We start from the raw sequence: 25,332 nt of genomic DNA on the forward strand, positions 1-25,332 counted from the left end.
GGTCAAAGTCCTGTTTCGATTTTTACTGCTGTGCCGTCGCGAGCTGACTGCGCTACGGCGAGAGCGGTTGCCAGAGACCACAATCCGTCTTCACCAGAAGCCAAAGGCAATCCGCCACCTGCGATCGCGCGATGAAACGCACCTACGGTTGCCGCATAGAGATTGCGATCGTCGGTTGGGAGTTGCTGCTCACCCCGCTCATCGCGCAGCAGAACCTTGCCAATCGGGCGCTGTGCCATGACGTCGGTGCCAATCAGCGAGCCGCTGGTTCCGTGGATCTCAAGCCCGCTCTGTGCATACTTCGTGGTGAAGCCGTCATGAAACTGCGCGATCATGCCGTTCTGGAACTTGATGACGCCCATGACAGCGTCCTCCATGTCTTCACTAGTCATGCCGGAAAACTGGGAGACCGCGATGACCTCAACAGGGTCGCAGCCGAGAACGAACCGTAGTGTATCGACATCATGGACCGTCAGATCGAGGATCGCACCGCCGCCTGCAGAAGGTTTGTCCAGTCGCCATCCCTGAAGATGAATCGGGAGATACCCGGCATGGAAAACGCGTGCAGACAACGGCTTGCCGATCCTTCCGTCCCGAACTGCATCACGCATGGCCATGTGGACAGAGGCGCCGCGCAGATGGTGATTGGTGGCGAGCACCACCCTGTTTTCATGGGCGGCCCTGATCATCGCATGCGCGTCGGCAAGCGTCAGGGTCAGCGGCTTTTCACACAGGATATGCTTCCCGGCATTCGCTGCCGCTATCGCCTGTCCGCAATGGAGCTCGTTCGTGGTGGAGATATAGACGGCATCGACCCCATCGTCGGACAACAGGTCGGTAATACTGGTATAGTATCTGTCAATGGAATTTTCCGATGCATAAGCGCTGGCACGGTCCGCACTTGAACTCATGACTGCCGCCACACAGCCGCCGGACGCGCGTATGGCATAGATAACCCATTCGCGCCCGATTGTACTCGCTCCAACAAGACCCCAACGAACCGTCATGCCCGCGCCCTCGCAACTGAAGCCTTGGAAGCTCCGCAGCTATCTCTCACGACCAGGCGGACCGACGACACGATGGACTCGGCTTCCGCCTTACCGGAATTGATCTGCTTGAGAAGGAGCTGCGCAGCACGCTGGCCCATACCCTGGGGATCGACAGCAATCGTGGTCAGCCCAGGAACTGCCGCCTTCGCTTCAATAACGTCGTCGAAACCCACCACGCCAAAATCCTGTCCGGGTTCAAGGCGCAAGGTCCGAAGGCCGTCGCAGACGCCGAATGCAGTAGCGTCGTTGAAGCACACTGCCGCAGTAGGCTTGTTTGTCGTCAGCATGGCCCGCCCGATCGCCTCCGCTCCGCCTGCGCGAGATGGTGGCGCGGAGAAAATCAAATTCTCGTCAAATCCGAGCCCTGCGCTCTCCATTGCATTGCGATACCCAACAAGTCGCTCGTCGAACACTGCCGTATCCGGAAAGCCGCCCACGAAAGCGATGCGCCGATGTCCCAGCGACGCAAGATGAGCTACCGAAGCATGAATCCCCGCTTCATTATCGGATACGAGCGACGACACCTTTGCTCCGGGCACGTTGCGCACGACCATGACGACGGGAATTCCGGCCTGAACGAGTGGTTTGAAATCAATCGCCTTCGTGGAGCGTGCAGGAGAGATGATAAGCCCTGAAACACCATGCTCACGCATGGAGGCGATGACCTCGCGCTGCCTCTCAGGACTTTCACCCGTGTTTGACAGGAACTGTACGAAACCTGCCGACTGCACGACGGTATCGATTCCCACAGCCAATTCGGCAAAGAACCCGTTAGTAAGATCGTTGACAACGACGCCGATGATCTTCGAATTTGATCCGGATTGGCGAAGGTTCGCAGCGCCGCGATTATAGACGTAACCGAGCTCCCGCATGACCGCATTCACCTTGGAGCGGGTCTGCTCATTGACCAATGTCGAGTTTTGCAGAACGAGCGACACCGTTGATTTGGAGACGCCTGCGGCCTTCGCAATATCAATGACGGTGACTCGTCCCTTGGTCATAAATCAAGCCTTCCCAACAAATTCACGTTAAATTAATTGGAACGTTCCAATAAAGTCAAGAGACGGAAATCTCAACGACAAAAAATTAAAAATACCGCCTGTCTGAATTATAATATTGATTTAACACAATATTTCTTATTTATGATGCGTCGCACAAAGTTTTTCCTTCGCTATTGCAGCGCATCATCGTTCAATTTTTGGAACGCTCCAAAAATTCTAACGACGATATCGTCACCGATACGATCACTTGCGCAGTGCGGCCGAGCAAGGCGTCGGATTGGCTGAGGACAACGCCGCTCTGTTAATCATCGCACTTACTGGTTCAGGAGAGACCATATTTTGGCTCACCGCGCGGCGCATGCCATCCTCTATGAAATGACAGACCGCCTCAGATTAAGAGCTTTAGAAATCCCCTTACTGCCAACGCCACGAAAACGTCAAAGTTCATTCAGGCATGGTTCACGGTGCACGTCGCTAAATCACATTACCCTCAACGGAGTGACGACAGATGCGCAAGATAATTTTCAGCGCGGGAATAATTCTAGGTAGTCTGCTTGCCAACGTCGCCAACGCGATGCCGTCAGTTCATCCAACTGTCCCCTCGGCCTCAGACGTGCAGAAGGTAGACTACGCTTGCGGATGCGGCTTCCACCTTTCCCCACGCGGCTATTGCCGACCAAATGGCCCTCCACGTGAGTATCGCGATCGGTGGGATAGACGTGACCGCTGGGAAGCCAGACGAGAATGGCGCGATCGTCGCGAATGGCGAGAACGCCGCGACTACTACGACCGACGCGAATGGCGTGGGCGACATGAATACCATGACTACAGGTGGTAGTGCCTGGATCCTCGCGCAAATATAGATACATAGGGTGAGAGCGTCAGACGAGCTGTTGGTCAGGGGTCAATTAAGCTTTTCCGTATTAGGGAACCAGAGGCCTGTGATGCCGTTACGTGATCATCCACAAAGGAGGAAAACCAATGGATCATACAAACCACGTTCGCCTATCAACGACAGAGCTGACCCCAGAAATTCTGGAAGGTGCAACCGTATATGGCGCAGATGACCATAAGGTTGGAAAGGTCGATCACGTCCATGGCGGAACAGGCGGCCAAGCCATCATCGATGTTGGCGGCTTTCTCGGAATCGGCGCCAAGCCAGTCGCCGTTTCTCTGAGCGATCTTGATTTCATGCGCGACGAGGACGGCGACGTTCACGCTGTGACGTCATGGACGAAAGACCAGTTGAAAGAGATGCCAGAACATCACCACTGATGTGTTGGGGCCCGATCTTGAGATCGGGCCCCATACCTGCCACTTTAGCGCTTCCAATGGCCGCGAAGGAAGATGACGGTATCCTTTGCCTCCTCCGACGATATGGTGTGGCCGACCCCAGGATAAATTTTGGACGTCACCGTGAAGCCTGCCGATCGCAGTTGGCCAGACGCGACAGTCGTCGCCGCCGGTGGGACTGTCTTATCCTCTGCACCATGCATCATCAGAATATCTGTTCGTGTCAACGATGACGTCGGCGGGAGAGGCAACAACCCTGCAAAAGTGACGAGAGCGCCTACCTTCCAGCGACCCGATGCAACTCCATCCAGCGCCATAATGGCGCCTTGCGAGACCCCGACGAACGCCACTCGGTCCAGCGCGCCTTCGAACCCTTCACGTTTGACGATTTCAGAGACCACCCTGTCGAACGCTCGACGCGCGGCGTCTATCCGCTCGGGGCGCATGATCTGGTCATCGACTGCAAACCATTGACGACCACCTGACTTGTGCGCGAACGGCGCGTCTGGCGCAACGAACACTGTGTCCGGCAGCGTAGCCTGCCAAGAGTTCCCGAGCGCTTCCATCACCGCCCCTCTTCCCCGGATGCCGTGGAACAGGATCACCAGATGATCCGCACGCATTCCTACTCGAGAAGCAGTCGACCTGGAGATGCTTTCTGCCTGCACCATCTGCAAGGGTTTGGCCGCAGGATCGACCTTGGACGACACCATTCGGGGTCCTGTGTCCGCAGCCATTACAACACCAGGACTTGCAGCGACGCAGATTGCGCCAATGAATATGACGAATAGAGAGAAGAAGGCCGCGAGATTTGAGGGCGTCATGGGAGTTTCCTGTTGCATCCCCTCAACCTCCACTCGGAACGTTCGTTCCGCTCTTCAGCTACGCCGCTACTGACAATCTCGTTATTGCCACTTGTCTGCCTCCAATCGCAAAGACCTCTGCGCCTGGAACAACCCCGCACATATCCCGTTTCAGAATGAGGCACCACTGCACATTCAAGGAGATTTCAATGCAGCGATTTGCAGAAAAGGTTGTCGTCGTGACTGGCGCTGGTTCAGGAATAGGCAAGGCAACGGCGGAGCGTTTCCTCAACGAGGGCGCGATGGTGACCCTGGTCGGCCGCACGAGAGCAAAGCTGGAGGATGTCGCCAAGCCCTATCCTGAAGATCGAGTTTTGATAGTCGAGGCCGACATTTCGAATGACGGTGACATAAGAGACCTGATTTCCCGGACAGTCGAAAAATTTGGACGCCTGGACGTTCTTGTCAACAATGCAGGTGTTGTCGCTCAAGGCGACGTCGGCACCCTCACCACGGATGATTGGCGCACGGTCATGGCGACAGATGTGGATGGTGTCTTCTACGCCTGCCGTGCGGCCATCCCACATCTGAAGTCGTCGCGCGGCTCCATCATTAACGTCAGCTCCGTATCCGGCACAGGTGGTGACTGGGGTATGGCGGCATACAATGCTGCAAAGGGTGCCATTACCAATCTCACGCGTGCAATGGCAATGGACCACGGCAAGGACGGCATCAGGGTCAACGCAGTGTGCCCGAGCCTGACGCGCACCGGAATGACCGAGGACATGATGGATGACGACAAGCTGATCGCGAAATTCAACGAACGCTTCGCGCTCAGAGGCCCTGGCGAACCAGAAGACGTTGCGGCGGTGATCGCATTCCTTGCAAGCGCCGACGCTCGCTTCGTGACAGGCGTCAACCTGCCTGTCGACGGTGGAATGTCGGCGTCGAACGGTCAGCCGCCTCAGTAAGGTGTCGAGCGGCCCATAGGGGATTTTCCTTTTGGGCCGTCACAACCTTCAATCTACAGGTCGTTTGTCTTCCGCCGCAGGCCAGTCGTTGGCCGGCTCCTCGAGCACATCATCATCCGCGGGATCTGGATCATGCTCGTGTGCGACCAACATGCCGTTGACCTCCACGACAATGACACTGCAGGCGTCCTCAAAACTGATGCCGTTTATCACGAGGCCGTCGACCAGCTCTTCGAGCTGTGAGCGAACCTCACGTTTCCAATCATCGGTCATTTCTCTCTCCTTTGTTTCACGGCTTTCTCGGTCAGTTCAATCCAGACAGGCGCGTGATCGCTGGTGTGCTCCCAGCCACGGACGTGCTTGTCGACTTTGGCTTTCACGAGCTTTTCGACGAGATCCGGGCTCAGCAAAAAGTGGTCGATCCGTAGACCAGCGTCGCGCGCATATGCGTTCCGAAAATATGCCCAGAAGGTGTAGAGCCGGTCGTTCGGATGGAGATGCCGTAACGCATCTGTCCAACCTTGAGCCACCAGATTTGTATAAGCCGCTTTGACCTCGGGCCGAAACAGCGCGTCGTCTATCCAGCGCTCCGGTTTGTAGACATCGAGATCGGTCGGCATGACGTTAAAATCGCCAACGAGGGCTACAGGTACTCCGAGCTCGAACAGTTCTTCCGCGTAGGAATGCAGTCGCCGAAACCAGTCTAGTTTGTATTGGAACTTCGGACCTGGGACCGGATTGCCGTTTGGCAGGTAGAGGCATCCGACAACCATTCCGTCGATGACAGCCTCGATGTATCGACTTTGGTTGTCGTGCTCGCCGCCGGGCAACCCACGTCTCGTCTCAAGCGGCTCCTGACCGCGTGCAAGGATCGCGACACCGTTCCACGATTTCTGGCCATGCCATATCGCTCCATAGCCTGCGCGTTCCAGCTCTTTGCGCGGAAATTTATTGGGCGGTGCCTTCAGTTCTTGCAGACAGACGATGTCAGGTTGCGCCTCGTCCAGCCAACGAAGGAGGATGTCGAGGCGACCGTTGATGCCGTTTACGTTAAAGGTGGCGAGTTTCACCGACATATGTCAGCGCTTGCGATCACCTTTGTCGCCCTCGCCTGATTTGGTATCATTCTTTGCGTCATGGCGCGCATCGGCTGAAAGCGAACGAGAGACATCGACGCTCTCCTTGAACTTTCCGTCTTCATCGCGGCGTACGTAACGCTTGTCAGTGCCGGTATCGATCAATTCGCGCTTGGTCATCACAGATCTCCCTTTTGGTGGCTGTCCAAGGAAAACGCGCGCTGCTGTCAAAAGATGCATTCGAATCAGCGACCTAAGACAGACTCGCAAAACGGGAGACCACGTGCGCCTAAGTCATTGAAAAACGATTCGTTTTAGCAAGGAACGATTCGCTCACTGATTCGGTTGAATCGCGTTGGTTGTGTGAGGAGTGCGCGTATCATGAGTTCCCCGAGAGCAAACTGGAAAGGTTTCATCAAGTTCGGCGAAGTGTCATGCGCGGTGGCGCTTTACACCGCAGCATCGGCGTCGGACCGTATCGCTTTCAACACGCTCAACAGAGCGACCGGCAATCGGGTCAAGCGCGAGTTCATCGATGGTGAAACCGGAGACCCCGTCGAACGGGAAGACCAGGTCAAAGGCTATGAGACCGAAAACGGACAATACATCGTTCTTGAGCCGGAAGAAGTCGCAGCCGCCGTCCCCGATAGCGACAAGACGCTAACGATCGAATCCTTCGTTCCCTGTTCTGACATCGACACCGTGTATTTCGACAAGCCCTATTATCTGACGCCGGACAAGATGGGCACGGAAGCCTATGTTCTGCTTCGCGACGGCATGAAGGAGGCCAAGGTTGCGGCTATCGCACGGACCGTGCTGTTCCGCCGCCTCCGCACCGTCCTCATCCGCCCACATGGCAAGGGCCTCATCGCTTCCACTCTCAACTTCGATTACGAGGTTCGATCATCGCAGGAAGCCTTCGAGGATCAGCCGAATGTCAAAAGCGATCCCGAATTGCTCGAGATCGCCGAACTGATCATTGCAAAAAAGAAGGGCAGCTTTGACGCCAGTACCTTCGACGATCGGTATGAGGAGGCTGTAGCAGAACTCGTCAAGGCGAAGATTGAGGGGCGATCGCTTCCAAAGAAGAAAGCCGCACCGGCCGCCAAGTCCGTCGATCTATTGCAGGCCCTGCGTCAGAGCGCGGGCCTCGACACCAAGAAAAACAAGTCAAAACGGATCGCTGCCAACGCCAACGCTGGCGAAGAAACTGCAAAACCTAAAAAGGCAGCGACCAAAGCAAAGGCGACGGTCGCACCGACCCGTCGCGCCGGTTAAGAGGAGATCATCATGGCTGTCCGCCCCTATTGGAAGGGCTACCTGAAGCTCTCCCTCGTCAACTGCGCCGTTCAGATGACGCCCGCGACGTCGGAAAGCGAGAAGGTGCGGTTTCACACGCTGAACCGCGCCACCAACAATCGCGTGGTCAGTCACTACGTGGATTCCGTCACAGGCAAGGACGTGAAGGAAGAGAACGAGGTCAAGGGCTACGAACGTGGCGAAAACGACTACGTCATCCTTGAAGACGAAGAGCTCGAAAATGTCGCACTCGATAGCACCCGGACGATTGATATTTCGACGTTCACGAAACGAGACACCATCGAATGGATATGGCTCGATACACCATACTATCTGTCTCCGAATGAAAAAATCGCGCAGGAGGCCTTCTCCGTGATCCGTGACGCTATGGCGTCACAGGACATGGTCGGAATTTCGAGGCTGGTGATTTCGCGCCGGGAACGCGCCGTCATGCTGGAGCCACGCGGCAAGGGAATTGTCTTGTGGACGCTGCGGTATGGTGACGAGGTGCGAGACGAAGACAGCTACTTCGACAGCATCGCCGATGAAGAACCCGATGCCGATATGATGCCGCTTATCCAAAAGCTCATCAAAAAGCAGACGAAGCCTTGGGACGCGAAGATGGTCTTGGATCCTGTGCAGGACCGCCTGCTCGACATCATCAAGGAAAAGAAGAAACAGCAGAAGAAGCCAACCCGTGCCAAAACGAAGGCCCCTGCGTCCCCTTCCAAGCCAAGCAACGTTATCAACATCATGGACGCGCTCAAGAAATCGGTCGCAGCAGAAACACGCGCAAAATAAAGCCCGTCAGGCAGACGCCTTCCGCGCTTTGTTCAGTCGCTTGATCGCCTGCTCCAGCGACCGGTGGCCCTCATGGTAATCCCGCCAGGCCGTGCTCTTCTTCAACAGGCCTGGAACTGTCCTAACGGTAAACCGCGTTGGATCAAGGTCAGCCCTCACCTGCGTCCACGTCAAAGGCATCGACACCGTCGCTCCGGTACGTGCTCTCGGAGACAGCGGTGCCACGGCCGTCGCCATACGGTCGTTGCGCAGGTAGTCGAGGAATATTCGGCCTTCTCGCTGGTTCTTTGCCATCTTTATAAGATAAAGGTCCGGACTATCTCGCGCCATATCCTGACAGACGTCATGCGCAAACCCCTTCGCTTCGTCCCAGCTCAGCTTCTTTCCCCTGAACGCGACAAGCGGCGTCACGACGTGTAATCCCTTTCCACCTGTCGTCTTGCAGAAACTGACAAGGCCCAGTTCTTCTAGCCTGTCGCGTATCTCGCGAGCGGCTTCGACGACTGCTGCAAACTCAACGTTTGGGCCCGGATCGAGATCGAATACCAGCCTGCCCGGAATTTCGGGCTGATCGGGCAGGCAATTCCAGGGGTGAAGCTCGATCCCGCCGATCTGGGCAATGGCGGCAAGTCCTTCGACGCGATCTATCTGTAGATAGGGCTTCTTTTCGCCAAAGACCGTCACGAGCTCCAGAAGGTTCGACGTTCCTGGCATGGCGTGGCGCTGGAAGAACTGTTCGCCACCAATGCCATCAGGGCAACGAAGGATCGAGCATGGCCGACCTTTGATATGATCGATGATCCACGCTCCGACAGCCTCGTGGTACTGGGCTAGGTCAACCTTGGTGACAGGCTTTTTGTCATCCGCGTCTGGCCAGAGCGCCTTGTCAGGGCTTGAGATCATGACGCCCATGACCTCTTCCTTTGCGCCTCTGCGGGAACGCTTGGGTGGTGGCTTGTCAGTCTCGGGATCAGGGACATCTACATCCGATGGCGTTGCGGGCACTTCGGCTTCCACCTCCGCAGCAGGCTTGTCTTCGCGCAGCCCCTTGAACGCACCTTGTCGAACTTGGCCGTCCGCGGTCCATCCGGCGAATTCGATCTCGGCGACGAGCTCGGGCTTGAGCCAGACGATATCGTCTGACGTCTTCGGTGCCCCTATTCCTGTGAATGGAGATTTGGCCGCTTCTATCTCTTGAAGCCTCGGCAGAAGTTGTTGGACCGTCTTCGCGCTATACCCTGTACCGACACGCCCGACATAGACGAAGTGCTTGCCGCTGAAGACGCCAACCAACAGCGATCGAAATTTTCCATTGGTCTTGGCATAGGCACCGATGACCACTTCATGACCAGCGCGACACTTGGATTTCGCCCATGTCTTCGTCCGGCCGGACGCATAGGGAGCATCTGCCTCCTTGGATACGATACCCTCAAGCGATAGACGGCATGCCGACTTCAGCACGGCGTCGCCGCCTGTCTCGAAGTGTTCGACAAATCTCAGTCGAGGATCCTCGCCCGCATCGGACATTAGGGTTTCCAAACGCGACTTGCGCTCCGTCAGGGGAAGCTCTCTCAAATCCTCGTCACCATCAAACAGCAGATCGAACGCGAAATAGACAAGATCGTCGGTCGTCCCGTCAGACAGTGCTGCCTGCAAAGCAGCGAAATCAGGCGCACCCCTCTCGTCAAGCGCACATACTTCACCATCTAAGATGCAGTCAGGGAGTGCCGACGCCGCCTCCGCAATCGCAGGCCATTTGGATGTCCAATCCAGACCTTTGCGGGTCTTCAGCGTCACCTCACCGCCAGCGACGCGCATTTGCACCCGGTAGCCGTCGAATTTGATCTCGTGGATCCAGCCTTTGCCCGCGGGTGGACGCGTCAAGCTCTCGCAGAGCTGAGGGGCGATAAAGCTCGGCATCGCAGTTTCAGCGTTGGTGGGCTTGGCTGCCTTAGGTCGAGCCGACCTCTTCTTCAGCGACGTCTTCATGCCAGCCTTGCGCTCCTCGGCGGCAAGTCCCTCATTGCTGTCCCACACCGCGTCTGCCTTAACCGTATCGCCTTGCGTCATAAATGGCTTGGGCTTTTTCCCTTTGCCAGCGGCGATTGCCTCCATGGTTCTACCGGAAGCGACGGACGTCAGATTCTCATCCAGTAACGTTGCTCCGTTCTCGTCGACCGCATAATCGTCGCGGTGTTTGATCAGCAGCCAGTTGGTGCGCTTGCCGCCGTCGCGGTCGTTGCGCATCCTCACTAAAACAAAGCTTCCATGAAGTCGTTCACCTTCCAAAGTGAACTTGAAATCACCCTTCGCCAGTGCCTCCTCGGGGGTCTTGCTCCCCTCGGGCTGCCAGTAGCCGCGATCCCACAGCATGACTGTGCCGCCGCCATACTGACCCTTCGGTATCGTTCCCTCGAAATCGCCATAGTCTAGGGGGTGGTCTTCGACCTCCACGGCAAGCCGCTTGTCACCAGGATCGAGAGAAGGACCTCTGGTCACAGCCCAGGATTTGAAAACACCATCGAGCTCAATACGAAGATCATAATGCAGCCGTGTCGCGTCATGCTTCTGGATGACGAAGCGGCGACGGTTGGATGCCTTGATCTCGACCTCTCCGCTTGGCTCAAGCGTTTTTTTGAAATCGCGTTTGGATCGGTACTTGCTGAGATTGTCGGCCATGGCATCCACCCCTACTCATCAACGCGGACCCGCCTTATGCAGCGCCCGATACCCGAAGTGCCCCAGCCTCGCCGAGACTACGCTGAACCGCGGAAATCTTGTCGGACGGGATGTCTGCGGACACTTCGATTTCCCCTTCGAGAGGAGCATCGCCGCGCACCGCACCGCTTTTCGAGACATCGCCACCAGATGCAACTGACCCTGATGTGTTCTGTGCGGTGGCTGACTGAATAAAGATGTCCGGACGCGAAATCCCGTGCTGCTGGACAAGGTGCTCCACCGCAATATCGGCGGCAGAGCGTGTATCGAATGTCGCTCGGATTGTGGTAGTGCTGTCGTCAGCCATATTGTTAGCTCCTCATGTGATGGTTAAAAACCTAACCCATTGCTGCCAGGTTAGTTTCCAAAAAAATGCCTTCAAGCGGATCGCTAGCCCGCTGAAGGCAAAATGATTGGCGCTTTGGCGCTGCGCCCTAGCGCTCGGCGCTCACCATCTCCACGTGGGACAAATGCGTCTCTAGACTGGGCAAAGTTTCCTTCGCAAAGCCAACCACGGTCTGATCGTCACCAGACCCAGCATAGGTTCGAAACAGCGCGATCGCCTCCATATGCGCTTGCACCTGCATATCGAGGTATAGCATGTCGAAGTCCTTGCCTTTGGCAGCCTGCAACTGATCCATCATCTTCTGCTGCTTGGGCGCAAGAACGATTGGGGACGGCAGTGGCTCGCCCTTCTTGTCCAGTATCCCCTTTAGCTTCTCGCCCGCCTTCTGGTGATCGGCTATGATCATCTTTGCTGCGTCCTTGAGATCGGCTGATTCGGCATTCTGCAAAGCCAGGTCGCTGGACTTGATTTCGAACTCGTTGAAGCTTGAGACGACGCTGACGAAGGTTGGCCGATCCATGACCATCATGGGTGCGGCATCGCCGGCAGGTTTTGGCTTCTGTTCCTGCGCCATTAGGGGCTGGCTCAACAGGGCGGCGGATAATGCGAGGTAGGTTAGATTTGAAAATTTCATAGTCATGGTCCTTTGACGCGATCACTTCGTTTTGGAAAATGCTTTTGTGAGGTCGGCATTGGCAGCATCGACAGCGTCCTTGGCCTTATCCACCACCTTGGCCATTCCGAAGAATTCGTGGGTTACGCCCTCATAATTGCGCGCATTGACCACCACGCCTGCTGCCTTGAGTTTTTCAGCATAGGCCTGGCCTTCGGAGCGTAGTGGGTCGATCTGCGCGGTAATAACGGTTGCAGATGGCAGTCCCTTGAGGTCATTGCGACCGACGAGGTTGATCCGCGGATCTGCGGTCTCGTCCTTTGACGTGAACACATGCGAGACGAACCATTCCATATCGGCTTTGCCAAGCGGCGCGGCATTGGCATTTTCCTGATAGGATGGCGTGTTCATGTCGTTGCCCGAAATGGGATAGACCAGCAACTGGTGCACCGGCATTGTGGTCTTCTTTTCTTTCGCCATCAAAGCAACGTTCGCCGCCAGATTGGCACCGGCGCTTTCACCCGCAACAGCAATCCGCTGGGCATCTCCATTCAAAGTATGAATGTTTTCAACGGTCCACGTGTAGGCAGCCCAAGCATCGTCATGCTGCGCCGGGAACTTGCTTTCTGGCGCATGGTGATAATCGGCAGAGACAACGATGGCCTTCGAACCTAACGCAAGCGCTCTCGGTGTCGCGTCATAGGTATTGATATCCGCCACAACCCAGCCGCCGCCGTGGAAGTACAGCACGACAGGGAATGGCCCCTTGCCTTCGGGAACATACACACGGGCGGGCAACGCCCCGCCGGCACTCGGAATGGCAATATCCTTTGTCGCAACGCCCGCCTCTGGCATCGGCGAAATCTTCTTGTCCCGCTGGACCGTGCGCGCAGCCTCGGCAGCACTTGCCTGCGTACGGGCCTGTGCCACGGTCAGACCAGAAAAGGGTTTGGCATCCAGCCCTTTTAGCGCGTCCAGAACAGCCTGCATCTGGGCATCAGGCTTCGCCTGTTCAGTCTGCTGCGTCTGTTGAGCAGGTTGAGCTTGCGTTGGGGCGGGCTGTTGGGCCCATACGGTTGCTGAAGAAGACAGCAAGAAGACCGCAAGGCTCGCGGCGCCGATAGAAGAACGTAAGATAGGCATGAGATTTCCTTTGAAACTGCGGTGGGACATTTCCTTATTGCTTGGCTGGTTCGATCTTTTGCTGGTAGGTCCCGACGAGTTCACCCTTGCTGATGACGTGACCGGACATGGCAGCCAGAAGTGCGTCACGGTCAGATGTCGGTGGAAGATCAATCATGGAATCGAGAGCGACGATCTGGAAGTGATAGTGGTGCGGCTTGTCGCTCGGAGGTGGCTTCGGTCCGAAATAGCCGTGTGTTCCAGATGTGTTGCGACCCTGCAAAACACCTTCTGGCTCGACCAGGCGAAGCTGCTCCTGCAAACCCTCTGGAAGCGTCGTTACTGTCGCGGGGATATTCCACGCCAACCAATGGACAAAGGGCTTGAGCGGCGAAGAGTCAGGGTCTTCCATGATGACGGCGTAGGACGCCGCCTTTGGCACGGCACTCCAGCTAAGCGCAGGCGAAACGCCATCGGCATATTCGCTGTATTTGGTTGGGATTGCCTGATTGTTGGAGAAGGCGTCTGTAGAAACCGTGATTTTGCCTTGGGTTTCTGTCTCGGGACGCTTCAGAGCCAACGGCACATCTGCGCCTTTTTTCGCCTGCGCCTCCATAACATCTGAAGGTGCCATGGCCGGCGTTTCAGCCTTTTTAGCGTCGCCCGTATAGGCAATGCGGTAAATCACGCCATTGGCATCATCCGCCATCAGCAGCGAACCGTCCTTGGCGACGGCAAGACCGACAGGGCGAGCAAAATGCGTTTTGCCGCCATCCGTCAGGAAGCCCGTCAGGAATGGCTCGATTGTTTTGGGCTGACCGTTTTCGAATTGAATGCGGACGATTTCATAACCGGAGGCCGGATTGCGGTTCCAGGAACCGCGCATCGTGGCAAAGGCATCTCCTGCAAACTCCGCCGTAAAGGCAGTTCCGCGATAGAACTTCATCTGCATCGGCGCTGCATGGGCCGTATAACCGATGACCATCGGCTGGCTCTGATCGCGCCATTGCTCCTTCGTCACACCGCCAACCGGCGTGGACTGTGGATAGATGTCCCCCGCCCCATAGACATGCGGCCAGCCATATTGCTTGCCCTGCTCGATCTTGTTGAGTTCCTCGGCCTGAACCTCATCGCCCATCAGGTCGATACCGTGGTCCAGGCCCCAAAGTTCGCCGGTCTGCGGCTGCCAATCGTACCCAATCGTGTTGCGAAGGCCGGAGGCGAAGATCGTCCGGCTCTTGCCGTCCGGCGTCGCGCGAATGATCGTCGCGTTTTCTGGATTGCTTTCGTTGCATGAATTGCAAGTGGAGCCGACGCTGATGTACAGCATCCCGTCAGGACCGAATGAAAGAACGCGGTTTGGATGCTGGCCGGAATCCGGCAGATCGCCGATGATCATCTCAAGTTCGCCAAGGGTGCCATCGGCCTTGATGTCGGCAACGAAGACTTCTTTGACGGTCACAAGGTAGAGTTTGTCATCCTTGATTGCCAGTCCATGCGCCTGCGCGCGGGACACGACCTGGATCGGTGCCCGATCTGCCTTGCCATCGCCGTCTTCGTCCTTCAGCAGCAGCACATCGCCTTCTTCCCGGCGGCTGACATAAATAAAACCCTTGTCGGACACTGCGATGATGCGGCTGTTGCCAAGGCCCTGGGCGAAAGGCTTTACAGAGAATCCGTCGGGCACCTTCAATTGTCCTACCCGCTCGCTCGTCGGTGCGACCTTGTTGGGCTTGAACACGTTCGTGGTGATTTGAACTTCAGTTCCATCGCCCTGCTGGGCGTAAGACGCATTGCACGCAAAAAGTGCCGCCACAAGAGATGCAGCGCCGGTGACACGACGTATCATTAGGTATTCCTCCAAAGAATTCACACGCCGAACATGCGAGACTCTTCAAAGTTCCCCCTTCTTAACGCTATCAGAACTGAATATGTACGCACGTCGCCAAGTAACGTGGCTTATGCGGGTAGCAACAACCGTAGTGATGGCATACGACGCCCGCGGCCACCCTTTGGAAAAACGACCTTCAGGGCTCGTTGAAGGCTGAAACATAGAGAATGATCCTGCCTCTGGGATCATTTTTGAAAATCAGGCCGCCTCGCGCCTTTGATCTTCCAGGAACATAGTCCATTACGGTGCTGGCTCTCTCGACGATATCGGAACCATCACGGATCTCGCCGTTGACAGCGACCTGCGATGCGGTTGCGCTTGCAACATTCGAAACTTCGAAAGACACCTGAAACCCGTTGCTGCGCTGTTCCGTGATGACTAGGGTTGCGGAAAGGTCGGGTGATGTATCCTGATCTTTAAACGCGTCTTTTGCGATCCAGAAAATCACCACGAGTACGATTACTGCGGATACCAGTCCGGTGACCCACTCGACCCAGTGCGGATTGTTTGCCTCAAGACTTTTGTCGCCGATTGTTTTGGTCATAAAGCCCTCAAAGGATAAGTCGAGCGGCAGCCGCTCCGATCGCACCAGGAAAACTCAGGATAACGATAGCCATCAGAACCTGTGTGGAACCCAGGTCGTCAGTGCGGTGGAATGTCCAGAGACAGTAGGCACTGATGGATCCTGCTATTACATAACCAGGTAAGGTAAAGCGCACAAAGGCGTGCCAGCTTGGTGTACCCTCCGCAAGATCGTGGCTTCCATGAAATGAAAGCGCGTAAACGAACCCATGCATGACGATCAGCGACGCTGCGACGATGACAAGGCCGTGCCAAGGCGTCATCTTGAAAGAAAGCAAGATCATCTCCTCGGTGGGCGCCACGTTCAGATTTAAAAACAGTGCGCCAACTGCCATCAGAAAGAGCTCGCCGCCATAACTCGTCTCGCGATTTTGAACAGGATCATCGTCATCCTCGGTTTCTTCATCGTCAGATTTGCCGCCCAGTTGGCTCCTGCCCAACATGGCGCCAATGCTCGCCGGCACCCCTAGCAGAGCAATCATGCCCACAATCTCATGTGAGGTTTGACCAGTCCGCAACACACCTATGGAAGAGAGGATTAACGAGCTCGCTACCATACCCAATGCATAGGCGATAACAGCATCTCGGACAGATTGCCGCCAACCCGAAGTCTGCTCAAACCCTATGCGGCGAGACAGGACTATCAACAGAGGCAAATTGATCAAAAGAAGCAGCAACAGCCGGGTGCGATCCATGTAGAAGCCAAGCTCCCACATTTCCATCGTCATAAACATCGGCAGAGCGAACAGAAGAGCGCCCGCGACCCCGCGCGCTATTCCAGCGAGAAATTTGCTTGTATCGAATCCACCACTTGCGCTGTCTTTCGAACCCAATCTCGTTCTCCACAGAATGACTCTGGTCATGCGCGAGGACCGGATCGTCGCAATGCCGAACCTTAACAGCATCGAAGAGTGGACGCGACGCCAATCACGTCACGCTAATCAAGGACTTTTCAATATCCAACCCACCTGATAGGTTCTCACTTTGTTCGCGGTCATTTTTGACGCATCCATCGCGGTATATGGAGCTTCGTCTATACCGCATTTAAAGTAGGCGCACATCAAGGATAACGGCATGGCGGTTGCCTATCTGGAAAAACTGAACGAGCAGCAGCGCAAAGCCGTCGAGCATGGCGTCGGGCTGGCTGAGGGCAACACAGCAGGGCCTCTGTTGATCATTGCAGGTGCCGGATCTGGTAAGACCAACACGCTCGCCCATCGCGTGGCGCATCTCATCGTCAATGGTGCGGACCCGCGACGTATTCTCCTGATGACCTTTTCGCGCAGAGCCGCCTCCGAAATGGCCCGCCGCGTCGAGCGCATCTGCCGCAATGTGCTGGGTGCCAATGCCGGTGTCCTGACAGACGCCCTTGCCTGGTCCGGCACTTTCCATGGCATCGGCGCAAGACTGCTGCGGATGTATGCCGAGCAGATCGGTCTCAATCTCGACTTTACAATCCACGACAGGGAAGACAGCGCCGACCTTATGAACCTTGTGCGGCACGAGCTCGGATTTTCCAAGATGGAAAGCCGCTTTCCGACCAAGGGCACCTGTCTCGCGATTTATTCTCGCGCAGTGAACTCGGAGACGCCGCTGAACGAGATCCTGCGGCAGCACTATCCATGGGTCGCCACATGGGAAGAACAGTTAAAGGAATTATTCGGAGCTTATGTCGAGACCAAGCAGGCGCAGAACGTGCTCGATTACGATGACCTTCTGCTCTACTGGGCGCAGATGGTCAGCGATCCCGATCTCGCCGACGATATCGGCAATCGCTTCGACCATGTGATGGTCGATGAATATCAGGATACCAACAAGCTGCAGGCGTCTGTCCTGATGGCGCTCAAGCCCGGCGGACGTGGCTTGACCGTCGTCGGCGATGATGCCCAGTCGATCTACTCGTTCCGGGCAGCGACGGTTCGCAACATTCTCGACTTTCCAACATCTTTCAGCCCTGCCGCTGATGTCATTACACTTGACCGCAATTACCGCTCGACCCAGCCCATTCTGGCGGCAGCCAATGGCGTGATCGAACTGGCGCGCGAGCGTTTCACCAAGAACCTGTGGACCGAACGGGAGTCGCTCGAGCGACCCAAACTCGTGACCGTCAAGGATGAGACCGAACAGGCCAATTTCATTGTCGAGCAGGTGCTGGCCAATCGTGAGACTGGCATGACGCTGAAGCAGCAGGCAGTTCTGTTTCGGACATCCAGTCACAGCGGAACGCTTGAAGTTGAACTCACCCGTCGCAATATCCCCTTCGTCAAGTTCGGTGGCCTGAAGTTTTTGGACAGCGCCCATGTGAAGGACATGCTGGCCGTGCTGCGCTTCGCCCAGAACCCGCGGGACCGTGTCGCAGGCTTTCGACTTCTGCAAATGTTGCCGGGCATCGGTCCCAAAAAAGCTGGCACCATTCTCGACACGATCGCCTCCGACCCCGAACCGCTCCTAGCACTCGCGGAAATTCCAACACCGCCGAAGACTGGCGAGGACTGGACGTCGTTCGTTCAATTGCTGGGAGGGCTTCGCAAAACGCAGGAAGGGTGGCCGTCGGATATCGCGCAGGCCCGTCTGTGGTACGAACCACATCTCGAGCGCATCCATGAAGACGCCGATACTCGCAAGGCGGACCTTTCGCAGCTCGAACAGATTGCCAGCGGCTATCCCTCGCGCGAACGCTTCCTGACCGAACTGACGCTTGACCCACCGGATGCCACAAGCGATCAGGCGGGCGTGCCGCTGCTCGACGAAGACTATCTCATCCTATCGACCATCCACTCCGCCAAGGGACAGGAATGGCGTTCCGTCTTCATGCTCAATGTTGTCGATGGCTGCATACCATCGGACCTGGGGACAGGAACGACGCAAGAGATCGAGGAGGAACGGCGTCTGCTCTATGTCGGTATGACGCGGGCCAAGGACAGCCTGTCGCTCATCACGCCGCAGCGATTTTTCACTCACGGGCAGAACTCGCAGGGCGACAGGCATATTTACGCTTCGCGTTCTCGGTTCATTCCGGCGACGTTGTTGCAATATTTCGAACCGACGGCGTGGCCGAAAATCTCCGCCTCAGCATCTGAACGGAGTGCCCAGCAGATCCGGATCGATGTCGGCGCGCATATGCGCGGTATGTGGAAATAGGAGCGACCAAGACTGGCGCAACGCATTCACGATGTGATTCTTGGTGCGAGCCGCTTATGTCTCAATACATGATACTTTGTCCCAGCGGTCGCCACAAATGCCTGATGAGCATGGGTTCCTGCGATCAGGACGTCGCGGTATCTCGACAGTTTATTCAGGCGTCCTGACAGGGATAGAAAATGTCACCTCAGACGCGGCACAACTGGAAAATCACGGTATCGAACACCGAATCCAAATTTTTCGAACGAAACGCGTTTTTGAAGCGTAGCGGGTGTGTACTGCCCGCGTCATCAGAGATTTTAACCCTCTAAAACAATCACGTAACTGCGCACCATTGCTCAACGATCTGGATTTTCTCGATTGATGGGCATCGTGAAGGTGAAACGGGTCTCCCGGTCGTCAGATGAGACGACCAATATGCCACCATGTGCCCGCGCGATCTCTGCGGAGATATGGAGTCCAAGGCCCAAGCCCTCCTGGCTCCCGTTACGTTCACCCCTGAAAAATGGCTTGAATAGACTGAGCTGTGCATCTGCCGGAATCGGGACGCCACCGTTTGCAATCCACAGTTCCAGATGGTTGTCAGAAATAGACGCAGACAGTCGAACTGGTTCTTCCGGCTTACCATGGGTCAGCGCGTTGGCAACGAGATTGGAAGTCAATTGCGCCATTCGGCTGGCGTCAAAATCGATATCCTCATCAACGCGGAAGGACAATTCCATCGTTCGATCAGGGTGCGCAGTACGGGAGCTCATCAAGAACATGGCGCACCACTGGTTCCAAGGACTGAGCCTGACGTGAAAGTACCAGCCCACTACCAAGACGGACACGAGCGAAATCAAGAACGTTGTCGATCAGACCCGACATCCTCGACACGCTGCCCTGCATGAGGTCGAGAATGCCCTCACCTTTCAAACTTTGGATCTCTTTTCTCAAGAGGCGCACTGCAGCATTCATCGATGCGAGAGGATTCCGAAGGTCGTGTCCAAGGATCGCAATAAACTGCTCGCGCAATTCGGCATTGTGTCGCTCGACGTCCAATTCGCTTCTAATGGCAGCACCAGCGGCGTCAGAGGCCACGCGTGCGTCAACAAGTTCGCGCTCATATCGACGACGCTCGACGGCCTGAAACAGCGTAATCCGCGTGAACATCAGCCTGTCTTCATCGTCACGGCGCTCAAGCGCGTTTGCAAGGACAGGGAGTTTCGCCCCATTGGCTGTGATCAGGTCGAGAGCGACTTCATTGAAAAAACCCTGCATCCGTAGGAGCGGAGCGAAATGCGTTTCATAAAAAATGCGCCCCGCCATGTTCAACAGGTCACGCAGACGCTTGCCAAGAAGTTCTTCGGCCGGGACATCCAGCCACAGGGCCAGCGTCCGGTTGACCTTTACAATGCGCCCGTCGGGCTGCAGCGAGAGGTATCCGCAGGGCGCGTTTTCGTAAAGGTCATCCAGGTCTTCCGTCAGTGTCGGCCCGGAACTGCCTGTAGCCACCATTAGACGAAACGCCTGATCACCGAAACGACTTCATTTGGGGCACTGAGGTTGGGGCAGTGTCCGCTTGCCTCAAGCATAATCAATTCACTGCCAGGAACCATGCGATGGACGTATTCACCGACCTCCTCCGAGGCAATGATGTCGTCGCGGCACTGAAGGATGATTGTTCTCGCGGTAACTTTTGGAAGGTCATCACGGTTGTCGGAAGTGAATGTCACACGCGCAAACGCCTTGGCGATCTCAGGGTCGGTGCGGCAGAACGAATTCGTCAGTTCTTCTCCAAGTTCCGGGCGATCCGGATTTCCCATAATTGCAGGAGCCATGGCAGCCGACCAGCCCAAATGGTTGTCATCGAGCGATTCCAGTAGCTCTTCGATTTCAGCGGGTTTAAAGCCGCCGATGTATTCTCCATCGTCAATATAGCGTGGTGACGGACAGACCAGCACCAGCAGGTCGAAAAGCTCTGGAGCCTTTAATGACGCTAGAACGCCGATCATCGCACTGACCGAATGGCCGACGAAAACCGCATTTCGCAGTTTGAGTTCTCGGCCGATTTCCACGACGTCGTCCGCATAGCCCGTCAGCGACGAGTATTTGGAACTATCATACGCAGCAAGATCGGACTGTCCTGCCCCCACGTGGTCGAAGAGTATTGTACGGAAATCAGCCTCGAAAGATGAGGATACAAAGCGCCACATATTCTGGTCACACCCAAAACCGTGGGCAAACACGATCGCGCGCTCACTATGACCTCGGGACTGGACGTTGTTACGGCTTAAAATTGACATACCTATCCCTGCCAGCTTCGAGCGTGTTTTGCTAGCTCCCCAGATCTAAAAGATTGCGCTCTTTACTCATCTGGAAGCTTTGGCAGTAAATGACCCGGATCCTTCGCAGAGTTGAAATTTGTCATCACTCTCAAGGTCGGTTTGAACGAGGCGCTGATTATCTTGGGCTCTTCCATTCAGCGTTCCTAAAAACCACCACGAAGTTAGATATCACTTACAGGTTCGGCTTGAAGAGGCACTTAAACGTCACGCGCAAAGAGTATAATAACAGGGTAGATTACGATTACTTCGGCATGGAATGTTGGCACCGGCGCAGGTTCGAGGCCGTTGAAGCAGACTTTCAGCCCCAAAATGTACGCCATCCGCGTTATTCTGTAGGACGGCTTTATGGATCCACACTAAGGGAGCCAGCGCTGACGGTTTTCTCGAATAAACACATCCGCAGATATCGGCGTTTGCTTCGTCAGCACAAGCACACCGTCGGTGACGCGGTCTTCGTTCCCGTCCTCTATCCATTTATCCATTGAGGCAAGTGTCTGGGCATATTCTTTATCCAGACCGCCAGCACGATATCGCTCTGCCAGTTGATCAACATCCAGATTCACATGCCGGATGGTACGGCCAAGAATGCCGCTCAGTTTCGACGCAACATCCGTGTAGGACAAGGTTTCCGGGCCGGTCAAAATAAAGTCCCGGTTCCAGGATTGGTCTTCAAGCAAAGCGCTGACAGCAGATCTGGCGATGTCGCTTGCGTCAATGAAGCCAACGCGGCCAGATCCAGTTGCCGAAAAAATGGCATTCTCCTGCCGGATGGTGTTCTGGTGCTGCTGATGCGAAAAATTCTGCAAGAACCAAGTTGGGCGCAAAACAGTCCACTCTAGAACATTGTCTTTAAGATAAGCGTGGATCTGCCCCATCATCTGTCCACCGGCTTCCAACGACGACGCGCTGAGGAGGACAAAGCGCCGGACACCGCGTGAGCGGGCAATATCGAGGATAGGCAGGACAACCGCACCATGGTCGCTCGTATTTGTCGGGGCGACAATGTAGACCGCATCCACCCCATCGAAAGCTCTGCTGGCACTTTCTGGCTGCTGCCAGTCGAACAGAACCTCGCTTTCGCGAGACGGATTGCGCGTACCAACCTTCGGAACGATACCACGTCCTCTCAAGCCGTCGACAACCAATCGTCCGGTTGTTCCAGTGCCGCCTGTCACGAGAATCTTCGTCGATTTATCGCTGTGCATCACTTAACCTCCGTCGTCGCGGGTGAAGATTTCGTTGCCGAGAGAAGCACAAGCGGGTTCCAGTAGTCGCGATATCGTGTGATGAGACCGCCCTTCAAATCTACCACTGAGACGTAAACCTGATCATAGCGTGCGCCTGTCTCGTTTGAATATCCGTTGCAGCTGAATTCGATCGTGGCTGCCTCAGAACAGGCGGCAACAATAACCCGGCTTAGGCTCATCGATTCAATTGTCAGCAAGTCGGCGACCGTCGGAAGATAGGCCTCGAGTGCTGCCTTGCCGATAAGACGCTCGGTAAATCCATCGGGCGCGTAGGGAAACTCAAAAACGATATTGTCATCGCACATATCGAGGAATGATGTCGCCTCGGCAGAAACCAGATCGCCAAAAGCCTGTCGCAGAAGAGATGACAGGCTTGGGAACGCGTCAATGTTATCGCTCATAGTGCTTTACTCCAAATGAATGGAACGCTATCGTTCCGTCCAATACATATGGAGCGCCATGGATGGAACGCAAGAGTATCGACGAAGAAAAACGACGTAAGCCCAGCGGCGCTGCGGTCATTCGCACCGATCTGACGCATGCGTTGGTTCGAGCTTTCTTTGAAGATTGGGCTGTCTATGGTTACGGCGGAATAAGCCTTGAGCGGGTCGCAACACGGGCGGGTGCGGGGAAAGCGGCAATCTATCGCCGCTGGCCATCGAAGCTTGCCATGGCCTCAGAGGCGATAGAGGAACTTGGTCTGAAGCTTACTGATGTTTCAGCGCGGGGGAGCCTTATCGAGGAGCTCGAAGGTTACCTGCTCATGATGCGGCGCGCGCTTCGTCACCGGCTCGTGCGCAGGATTTTGCCGGATATCTATGCGGAAGCCGCTCGCAAAAGCGAACTTGTTGTCGCCTTGAAGAGACTTGCCGAGGCTCGTCGAGCTGTAGGGTCTGCGATCATCGAACGGGCTATCGCACGCGGCGAGCTTAATGCAAATGTCGATATCGAAATGGCACTGGATATGATTCCATCGGCTCTTTACTGGCGCATGATTGTGACGAACTGCTCAATGACCCGAGCTCAAATCCAGCGACAAGCGACAGCCCTCAATGCTGCAATGAAATTTCTCTGACCTTGCATAAGGTGAAAGAGCCTTACGCGGACAAGCCCGACAACTGCATCGAGAAGCGATAAAGGAGCATCGGAACCAGTTCTGGATTTTCGATGTTACTGGGAAAAACGAGGACCCCATTCATGCCCCACGTCGATACCGAGAATCTGCGGATCAATTTCATCGAGACCGGTGCAAAACACGGAAAACCGGTTTTGCTGCTGCACGGTTGGCCTGACGATGCTTCGACGTGGGACGATGTGTCAGAGCGACTTGCTGGCCATGACCTGCGACTGATTGCACCCTATCTGCGAGGGTATGGCGACAGTGTCTTCCGCAATCCCAATGCTTTACGAACAGCCAACGGGGGCATTCTGGCAATGGATGCGATTGCTCTTATGGATGGTCTGGGGATCGATACCTTTTCGGTTGCGGGACACGATTGGGGATCGAACGTTGCGGAAGGGTTGGCCGTCGGCTGGCCGCAGCGGGTGGAGAAAATGGCGCTGTTATCCTCACTGCCCCGGATGGGCGGGCTGAAAACCCCGACATTCCAGCAGGCACAGAGGTACTGGTATCACTGGTTCATGGCGACGCAACGCGGAGCCGAAGCGATTGCCGAAGACCCGCATGGCTTTGCTCGCATTCAGTGGGAGAACTGGGGGCCTGAAGGCTGGTTCGACGAGGCCACATTCAATGCCGTCTCGAAATCCTTCGACAATCCAGACTGGGTCGCAGTCACGCTGCATAGCTATCGGGCCAGATGGGGAGAGGCAGACGTTGATCCGGCAAGCCAGTGGCTAGAGGACAGGATCAGGCAAACAAAATCACTTTCCTTGCCAACCATCTATATCCAAGGTCTGGAGGACGGTGTAAATCCGCCTGAACTGTCCGAACGTCTACACGAGAAGTTTTCCGGGCCATTCCAACGCATCACCCTTCAAAATGTCGGCCATTTCCCGCAGCGTGAGGATCCGGAAGCGGTTGCGCGAGAGCTTGCGATTTTTCTCCACGGATAGCCGAACGAGTTGAAACCTTAGGCCTTGAACACCAGTAGTCATTGCTCTTGAACGGATGTAAACCCGAGACCTAGTAGTAACAAGTACCGCGCTACATTTGTGGAAGCAGGCTTCCGCGGTACTCGCCGATCGTTTCGGAAATGATTCCTTAGTGATTACGGTCTGCCTGAAAAACCAACAGATTGATCCATGCCGACTGTCGATATGGAGCGCGGTCTAGGTCGCAGCCGAATTCAGAGCGGACCTAATATATCGTGTTGCGAGAAGATTGCCCCTCTCTTGCGCCAATGACAAGGCAGCATCGCAATACGCTTTGAAAGGATCCGAGCCATCCAAAAATACTGCCGCCGTCTTTTCAACAACAATGCCGGAAAAAAATGAGGGCATACCCTCTTCATTGCGAAGGCAACTACCGATTAGTGCGATGTCGCGGCACAGAGTATCAGCGTATGTGGTATAGCTCAGCGAGCATCGCTTGCCTGACGATATTGCAAAACGAAACCCTCCTGCTACCTCGGGCTGGTCTTTGGTCGCGATCCGTGAAATTACATCTTCCACCCCCACGCCGGACGACAGGCTCTCTAAATTCAGCCCATGTAGCCTAGCAAACAGGCCATCCCCGTGAAACAAGTTTCCTGAAACGAACCAGGTGAAAAACCCCATCTCAGGGATCACCAGTCGAGCTCTCTCCTCTTTTGGAGCCGAAGCAGCAGGAATATTGTTCAGCAGACCCTTGCTGACATCGAGGTTGACTCTAACGTCGTTTAAAAGCCCCGCAATTTCTGAGGCAAGAACTTTTGCGCGCTCAGCTTGCTGCATTCGACAAAGCTCCGTAGCTTGCATTTGTAAACATCAGAAAATTAGTATAATCGGTTTTATGCAATTTAAAAGAGCGCACCGTAGTGAACCGCCCCGGCCTTGCCGGAGACCGTTTGGTTTAAGTTATGCGGCCAATGCTGGTGCGTCCAGCATGGCGTAG

At 55.5% G+C, this 25,332-nt stretch carries 25 protein-coding genes and 1 pseudogene; 8 read left to right on the forward strand and 18 right to left on the reverse strand.

The window, feature by feature from the left end; all coding sequences use genetic code 11:
* Positions 1-2: 2 nt before the first annotated feature.
* Together ABUK73_RS21285 and ABUK73_RS21290 are read right to left on the reverse strand one after the other, a co-directional pair.
* Positions 3-1,007 carry a Gfo/Idh/MocA family protein gene (locus ABUK73_RS21285; RefSeq protein WP_113089918.1) on the reverse strand — a complete coding sequence of 335 codons (1,005 nt, stop codon included), beginning with the start codon at positions 1,005-1,007 and terminating at the stop codon, positions 3-5.
* The gene (locus tag ABUK73_RS21290; RefSeq protein WP_353579008.1) at positions 1,004-2,050 is read right to left on the reverse strand and encodes a LacI family DNA-binding transcriptional regulator; all 1,047 of its coding nucleotides are present in this window, start codon (positions 2,048-2,050) and stop codon (positions 1,004-1,006) included. Before ABUK73_RS21290 ends, ABUK73_RS21285 begins: the two co-directional genes overlap by 4 nt.
* 508 nt (positions 2,051-2,558) lie before the next feature.
* Here ABUK73_RS21290 and ABUK73_RS23410 point away from each other — a divergent pair.
* Together ABUK73_RS23410 and ABUK73_RS21295 are read left to right on the forward strand one after the other, a co-directional pair.
* Positions 2,559-2,888, forward strand: a complete 330-nt coding sequence (locus ABUK73_RS23410; RefSeq protein WP_113089920.1) for a GCG_CRPN prefix-to-repeats domain-containing protein — start codon at positions 2,559-2,561, stop codon at positions 2,886-2,888.
* Positions 2,889-3,031: 143 nt separating this feature from the next.
* Positions 3,032-3,325, forward strand: a complete 294-nt coding sequence (locus tag ABUK73_RS21295; RefSeq protein ID WP_353579009.1) for a PRC-barrel domain containing protein — start codon at positions 3,032-3,034, stop codon at positions 3,323-3,325.
* 44 nt (positions 3,326-3,369) lie between these two features.
* Here ABUK73_RS21295 and ABUK73_RS21300 read toward each other — a convergent pair whose 3' ends face one another.
* Positions 3,370-4,056 (reverse strand): alpha/beta hydrolase, encoded by a 687-nt coding sequence (locus ABUK73_RS21300; protein ID WP_353579010.1) that lies wholly within the window; start codon positions 4,054-4,056, stop codon positions 3,370-3,372.
* 299 nt (positions 4,057-4,355) lie between these two features.
* On the opposite strand from ABUK73_RS21300, the gene ABUK73_RS21305 reads away from it, so the two are divergent.
* Positions 4,356-5,117, forward strand: a complete 762-nt coding sequence (locus ABUK73_RS21305) for an SDR family NAD(P)-dependent oxidoreductase (protein WP_353579011.1) — start codon at positions 4,356-4,358, stop codon at positions 5,115-5,117.
* A 48-nt stretch (positions 5,118-5,165) separates the two neighbouring features.
* On the opposite strand, the gene ABUK73_RS21310 is transcribed toward ABUK73_RS21305, so the two are convergent.
* Genes ABUK73_RS21310 through ABUK73_RS21320 form a run of 3 tightly spaced genes read right to left on the reverse strand, consistent with a single transcriptional unit; the run spans position 5,166 to position 6,373 of the window.
* Positions 5,166-5,390, reverse strand: coding sequence for a hypothetical protein (locus ABUK73_RS21310; protein WP_353579012.1), 225 nt, complete (start codon positions 5,388-5,390; stop codon positions 5,166-5,168).
* Entirely contained in the window at positions 5,387-6,187 is an 801-nt protein-coding gene (xth, locus tag ABUK73_RS21315) for an exodeoxyribonuclease III (protein ID WP_353579032.1), read from the reverse strand. Before xth ends, ABUK73_RS21310 begins: the two co-directional genes overlap by 4 nt.
* Positions 6,188-6,196: 9 nt before the next feature.
* On the reverse strand, positions 6,197-6,373 hold the full coding sequence (locus ABUK73_RS21320; protein WP_080803337.1) for a hypothetical protein: 177 nt from the start codon (positions 6,371-6,373) through the stop codon (positions 6,197-6,199).
* A 201-nt stretch (positions 6,374-6,574) separates the two neighbouring features.
* Here ABUK73_RS21320 and ku (ABUK73_RS21325) point away from each other — a divergent pair, with 201 nt between their 5' ends.
* Both ku (ABUK73_RS21325) and ku (ABUK73_RS21330) read left to right on the forward strand, forming a co-directional pair.
* Positions 6,575-7,471 carry a non-homologous end joining protein Ku gene (gene ku / locus ABUK73_RS21325; protein ID WP_113086957.1) on the forward strand — a complete coding sequence of 299 codons (897 nt, stop codon included), beginning with the start codon at positions 6,575-6,577 and terminating at the stop codon, positions 7,469-7,471.
* Positions 7,472-7,483: 12 nt separating this feature from the next.
* Positions 7,484-8,293 carry a non-homologous end joining protein Ku gene (gene ku, locus ABUK73_RS21330; protein WP_353579013.1) on the forward strand — a complete coding sequence of 270 codons (810 nt, stop codon included), beginning with the start codon at positions 7,484-7,486 and terminating at the stop codon, positions 8,291-8,293.
* A 6-nt stretch (positions 8,294-8,299) separates the two neighbouring features.
* On the opposite strand, the gene ligD is transcribed toward ku (ABUK73_RS21330), so the two are convergent.
* The 7 genes from ligD to ABUK73_RS21365 form a co-directional block, all read right to left on the reverse strand.
* Positions 8,300-10,972, reverse strand: coding sequence for a DNA ligase D (ligD, locus tag ABUK73_RS21335; protein WP_353579014.1), 2,673 nt, complete (start codon positions 10,970-10,972; stop codon positions 8,300-8,302).
* A gap of 34 nt (positions 10,973-11,006) precedes the next feature.
* Complete coding sequence (locus tag ABUK73_RS21340; RefSeq protein WP_353579015.1) at positions 11,007-11,318, reverse strand: hypothetical protein; 312 nt, start codon at positions 11,316-11,318, stop codon at positions 11,007-11,009.
* 127 nt (positions 11,319-11,445) lie between these two features.
* Complete coding sequence (locus ABUK73_RS21345) at positions 11,446-11,991, reverse strand: DUF4142 domain-containing protein (RefSeq protein WP_353579016.1); 546 nt, start codon at positions 11,989-11,991, stop codon at positions 11,446-11,448.
* Between the two features lie 21 nt (positions 11,992-12,012).
* Complete coding sequence (locus ABUK73_RS21350) at positions 12,013-13,113, reverse strand: alpha/beta hydrolase (protein WP_353579017.1); 1,101 nt, start codon at positions 13,111-13,113, stop codon at positions 12,013-12,015.
* A 34-nt stretch (positions 13,114-13,147) separates the two neighbouring features.
* On the reverse strand, positions 13,148-14,941 hold the full coding sequence (locus ABUK73_RS21355; protein WP_353579018.1) for a YbhB/YbcL family Raf kinase inhibitor-like protein: 1,794 nt from the start codon (positions 14,939-14,941) through the stop codon (positions 13,148-13,150).
* Positions 14,942-15,119: 178 nt separating this feature from the next.
* Positions 15,120-15,527, reverse strand: a complete 408-nt coding sequence (locus ABUK73_RS21360; RefSeq protein ID WP_353579019.1) for a hypothetical protein — start codon at positions 15,525-15,527, stop codon at positions 15,120-15,122.
* A gap of 7 nt (positions 15,528-15,534) precedes the next feature.
* Positions 15,535-16,398: a TIGR02587 family membrane protein gene (locus ABUK73_RS21365; protein WP_353579020.1), complete on the reverse strand. Its 864-nt coding sequence runs from the start codon at positions 16,396-16,398 to the stop codon at positions 15,535-15,537.
* Positions 16,399-16,639: 241 nt separating this feature from the next.
* Between ABUK73_RS21365 and ABUK73_RS21370 the strand changes: the two genes are divergently transcribed.
* Entirely contained in the window at positions 16,640-18,706 is a 2,067-nt protein-coding gene (locus tag ABUK73_RS21370) for an ATP-dependent helicase (RefSeq protein ID WP_353579021.1), read from the forward strand.
* 338 nt (positions 18,707-19,044) lie between these two features.
* On the opposite strand, the pseudogene ABUK73_RS21375 reads toward ABUK73_RS21370, so the two are convergent.
* From ABUK73_RS21375 to ABUK73_RS21390, 4 genes and pseudogenes are all read right to left on the reverse strand, one after another.
* A pseudogene (locus tag ABUK73_RS21375) lies at positions 19,045-20,203 on the reverse strand (PAS domain-containing sensor histidine kinase).
* The gene (locus tag ABUK73_RS21380) at positions 20,203-20,991 is read right to left on the reverse strand and encodes an alpha/beta fold hydrolase (protein ID WP_353579022.1); all 789 of its coding nucleotides are present in this window, start codon (positions 20,989-20,991) and stop codon (positions 20,203-20,205) included. Before ABUK73_RS21380 ends, ABUK73_RS21375 begins: the two are co-directional and overlap by 1 nt.
* Positions 20,992-21,389: 398 nt before the next feature.
* Positions 21,390-22,238 (reverse strand): NAD(P)H-binding protein, encoded by an 849-nt coding sequence (locus ABUK73_RS21385; RefSeq protein ID WP_353579023.1) that lies wholly within the window; start codon positions 22,236-22,238, stop codon positions 21,390-21,392.
* Complete coding sequence (locus ABUK73_RS21390; RefSeq protein WP_353579024.1) at positions 22,238-22,681, reverse strand: nuclear transport factor 2 family protein; 444 nt, start codon at positions 22,679-22,681, stop codon at positions 22,238-22,240. Before ABUK73_RS21390 ends, ABUK73_RS21385 begins: the two co-directional genes overlap by 1 nt.
* 62 nt (positions 22,682-22,743) lie before the next feature.
* Between ABUK73_RS21390 and ABUK73_RS21395 the strand changes: the two genes are divergently transcribed.
* Entirely contained in the window at positions 22,744-23,355 is a 612-nt protein-coding gene (locus ABUK73_RS21395; protein ID WP_353579025.1) for a TetR/AcrR family transcriptional regulator, read from the forward strand.
* A 122-nt stretch (positions 23,356-23,477) separates the two neighbouring features.
* Positions 23,478-24,353, forward strand: coding sequence for an alpha/beta fold hydrolase (locus tag ABUK73_RS21400; protein ID WP_353579026.1), 876 nt, complete (start codon positions 23,478-23,480; stop codon positions 24,351-24,353).
* Positions 24,354-24,569: 216 nt separating this feature from the next.
* Here ABUK73_RS21400 and ABUK73_RS21405 read toward each other — a convergent pair whose 3' ends face one another.
* Entirely contained in the window at positions 24,570-25,172 is a 603-nt protein-coding gene (locus tag ABUK73_RS21405; protein ID WP_353579027.1) for a hypothetical protein, read from the reverse strand.
* Positions 25,173-25,332 lie beyond the last annotated feature (160 nt).

Source organism: Agrobacterium vacciniicorymbosi, assembly GCF_040427045.1.
GTDB lineage: Bacteria > Pseudomonadota > Alphaproteobacteria > Rhizobiales > Rhizobiaceae > Agrobacterium.

Bases quoted from the DNA above. Each gene is read 5' to 3' on its own strand.
- ABUK73_RS21285 (WP_113089918.1), bottom strand. From the start codon at position 1,007: ATGACGGTTCGTTGGGGTCTTGTTGGAGCGAGTACAATCGGGCGCGAA.
- ABUK73_RS21290 (WP_353579008.1), bottom strand. From the start codon at position 2,050: ATGACCAAGGGACGAGTCACCGTCATTGATATTGCGAAGGCCGCAGGC.
- ABUK73_RS23410 (WP_113089920.1), top strand. From the start codon at position 2,559: ATGCGCAAGATAATTTTCAGCGCGGGAATAATTCTAGGTAGTCTGCTT.
- ABUK73_RS21295 (WP_353579009.1), top strand. From the start codon at position 3,032: ATGGATCATACAAACCACGTTCGCCTATCAACGACAGAGCTGACCCCA.
- ABUK73_RS21300 (WP_353579010.1), bottom strand. From the start codon at position 4,056: ATGGTGTCGTCCAAGGTCGATCCTGCGGCCAAACCCTTGCAGATGGTG.
- ABUK73_RS21305 (WP_353579011.1), top strand. From the start codon at position 4,356: ATGCAGCGATTTGCAGAAAAGGTTGTCGTCGTGACTGGCGCTGGTTCA.
- ABUK73_RS21310 (WP_353579012.1), bottom strand. From the start codon at position 5,390: ATGACCGATGATTGGAAACGTGAGGTTCGCTCACAGCTCGAAGAGCTG.
- ABUK73_RS21320 (WP_080803337.1), bottom strand. From the start codon at position 6,373: ATGACCAAGCGCGAATTGATCGATACCGGCACTGACAAGCGTTACGTA.
- ku (WP_113086957.1), top strand. From the start codon at position 6,575: ATGAGTTCCCCGAGAGCAAACTGGAAAGGTTTCATCAAGTTCGGCGAA.
- ku (WP_353579013.1), top strand. From the start codon at position 7,484: ATGGCTGTCCGCCCCTATTGGAAGGGCTACCTGAAGCTCTCCCTCGTC.
- ligD (WP_353579014.1), bottom strand. From the start codon at position 10,972: ATGGCCGACAATCTCAGCAAGTACCGATCCAAACGCGATTTCAAAAAA.
- ABUK73_RS21340 (WP_353579015.1), bottom strand. From the start codon at position 11,318: ATGGCTGACGACAGCACTACCACAATCCGAGCGACATTCGATACACGC.
- ABUK73_RS21345 (WP_353579016.1), bottom strand. From the start codon at position 11,991: ATGAAATTTTCAAATCTAACCTACCTCGCATTATCCGCCGCCCTGTTG.
- ABUK73_RS21350 (WP_353579017.1), bottom strand. From the start codon at position 13,113: ATGCCTATCTTACGTTCTTCTATCGGCGCCGCGAGCCTTGCGGTCTTC.
- ABUK73_RS21355 (WP_353579018.1), bottom strand. From the start codon at position 14,941: ATGATACGTCGTGTCACCGGCGCTGCATCTCTTGTGGCGGCACTTTTT.
- ABUK73_RS21360 (WP_353579019.1), bottom strand. From the start codon at position 15,527: ATGACCAAAACAATCGGCGACAAAAGTCTTGAGGCAAACAATCCGCAC.
- ABUK73_RS21370 (WP_353579021.1), top strand. From the start codon at position 16,640: ATGGCGGTTGCCTATCTGGAAAAACTGAACGAGCAGCAGCGCAAAGCC.
- ABUK73_RS21380 (WP_353579022.1), bottom strand. From the start codon at position 20,991: ATGTCAATTTTAAGCCGTAACAACGTCCAGTCCCGAGGTCATAGTGAG.
- ABUK73_RS21385 (WP_353579023.1), bottom strand. From the start codon at position 22,238: ATGCACAGCGATAAATCGACGAAGATTCTCGTGACAGGCGGCACTGGA.
- ABUK73_RS21390 (WP_353579024.1), bottom strand. From the start codon at position 22,681: ATGAGCGATAACATTGACGCGTTCCCAAGCCTGTCATCTCTTCTGCGA.
- ABUK73_RS21395 (WP_353579025.1), top strand. From the start codon at position 22,744: ATGGAACGCAAGAGTATCGACGAAGAAAAACGACGTAAGCCCAGCGGC.
- ABUK73_RS21400 (WP_353579026.1), top strand. From the start codon at position 23,478: ATGCCCCACGTCGATACCGAGAATCTGCGGATCAATTTCATCGAGACC.
- ABUK73_RS21405 (WP_353579027.1), bottom strand. From the start codon at position 25,172: ATGCAGCAAGCTGAGCGCGCAAAAGTTCTTGCCTCAGAAATTGCGGGG.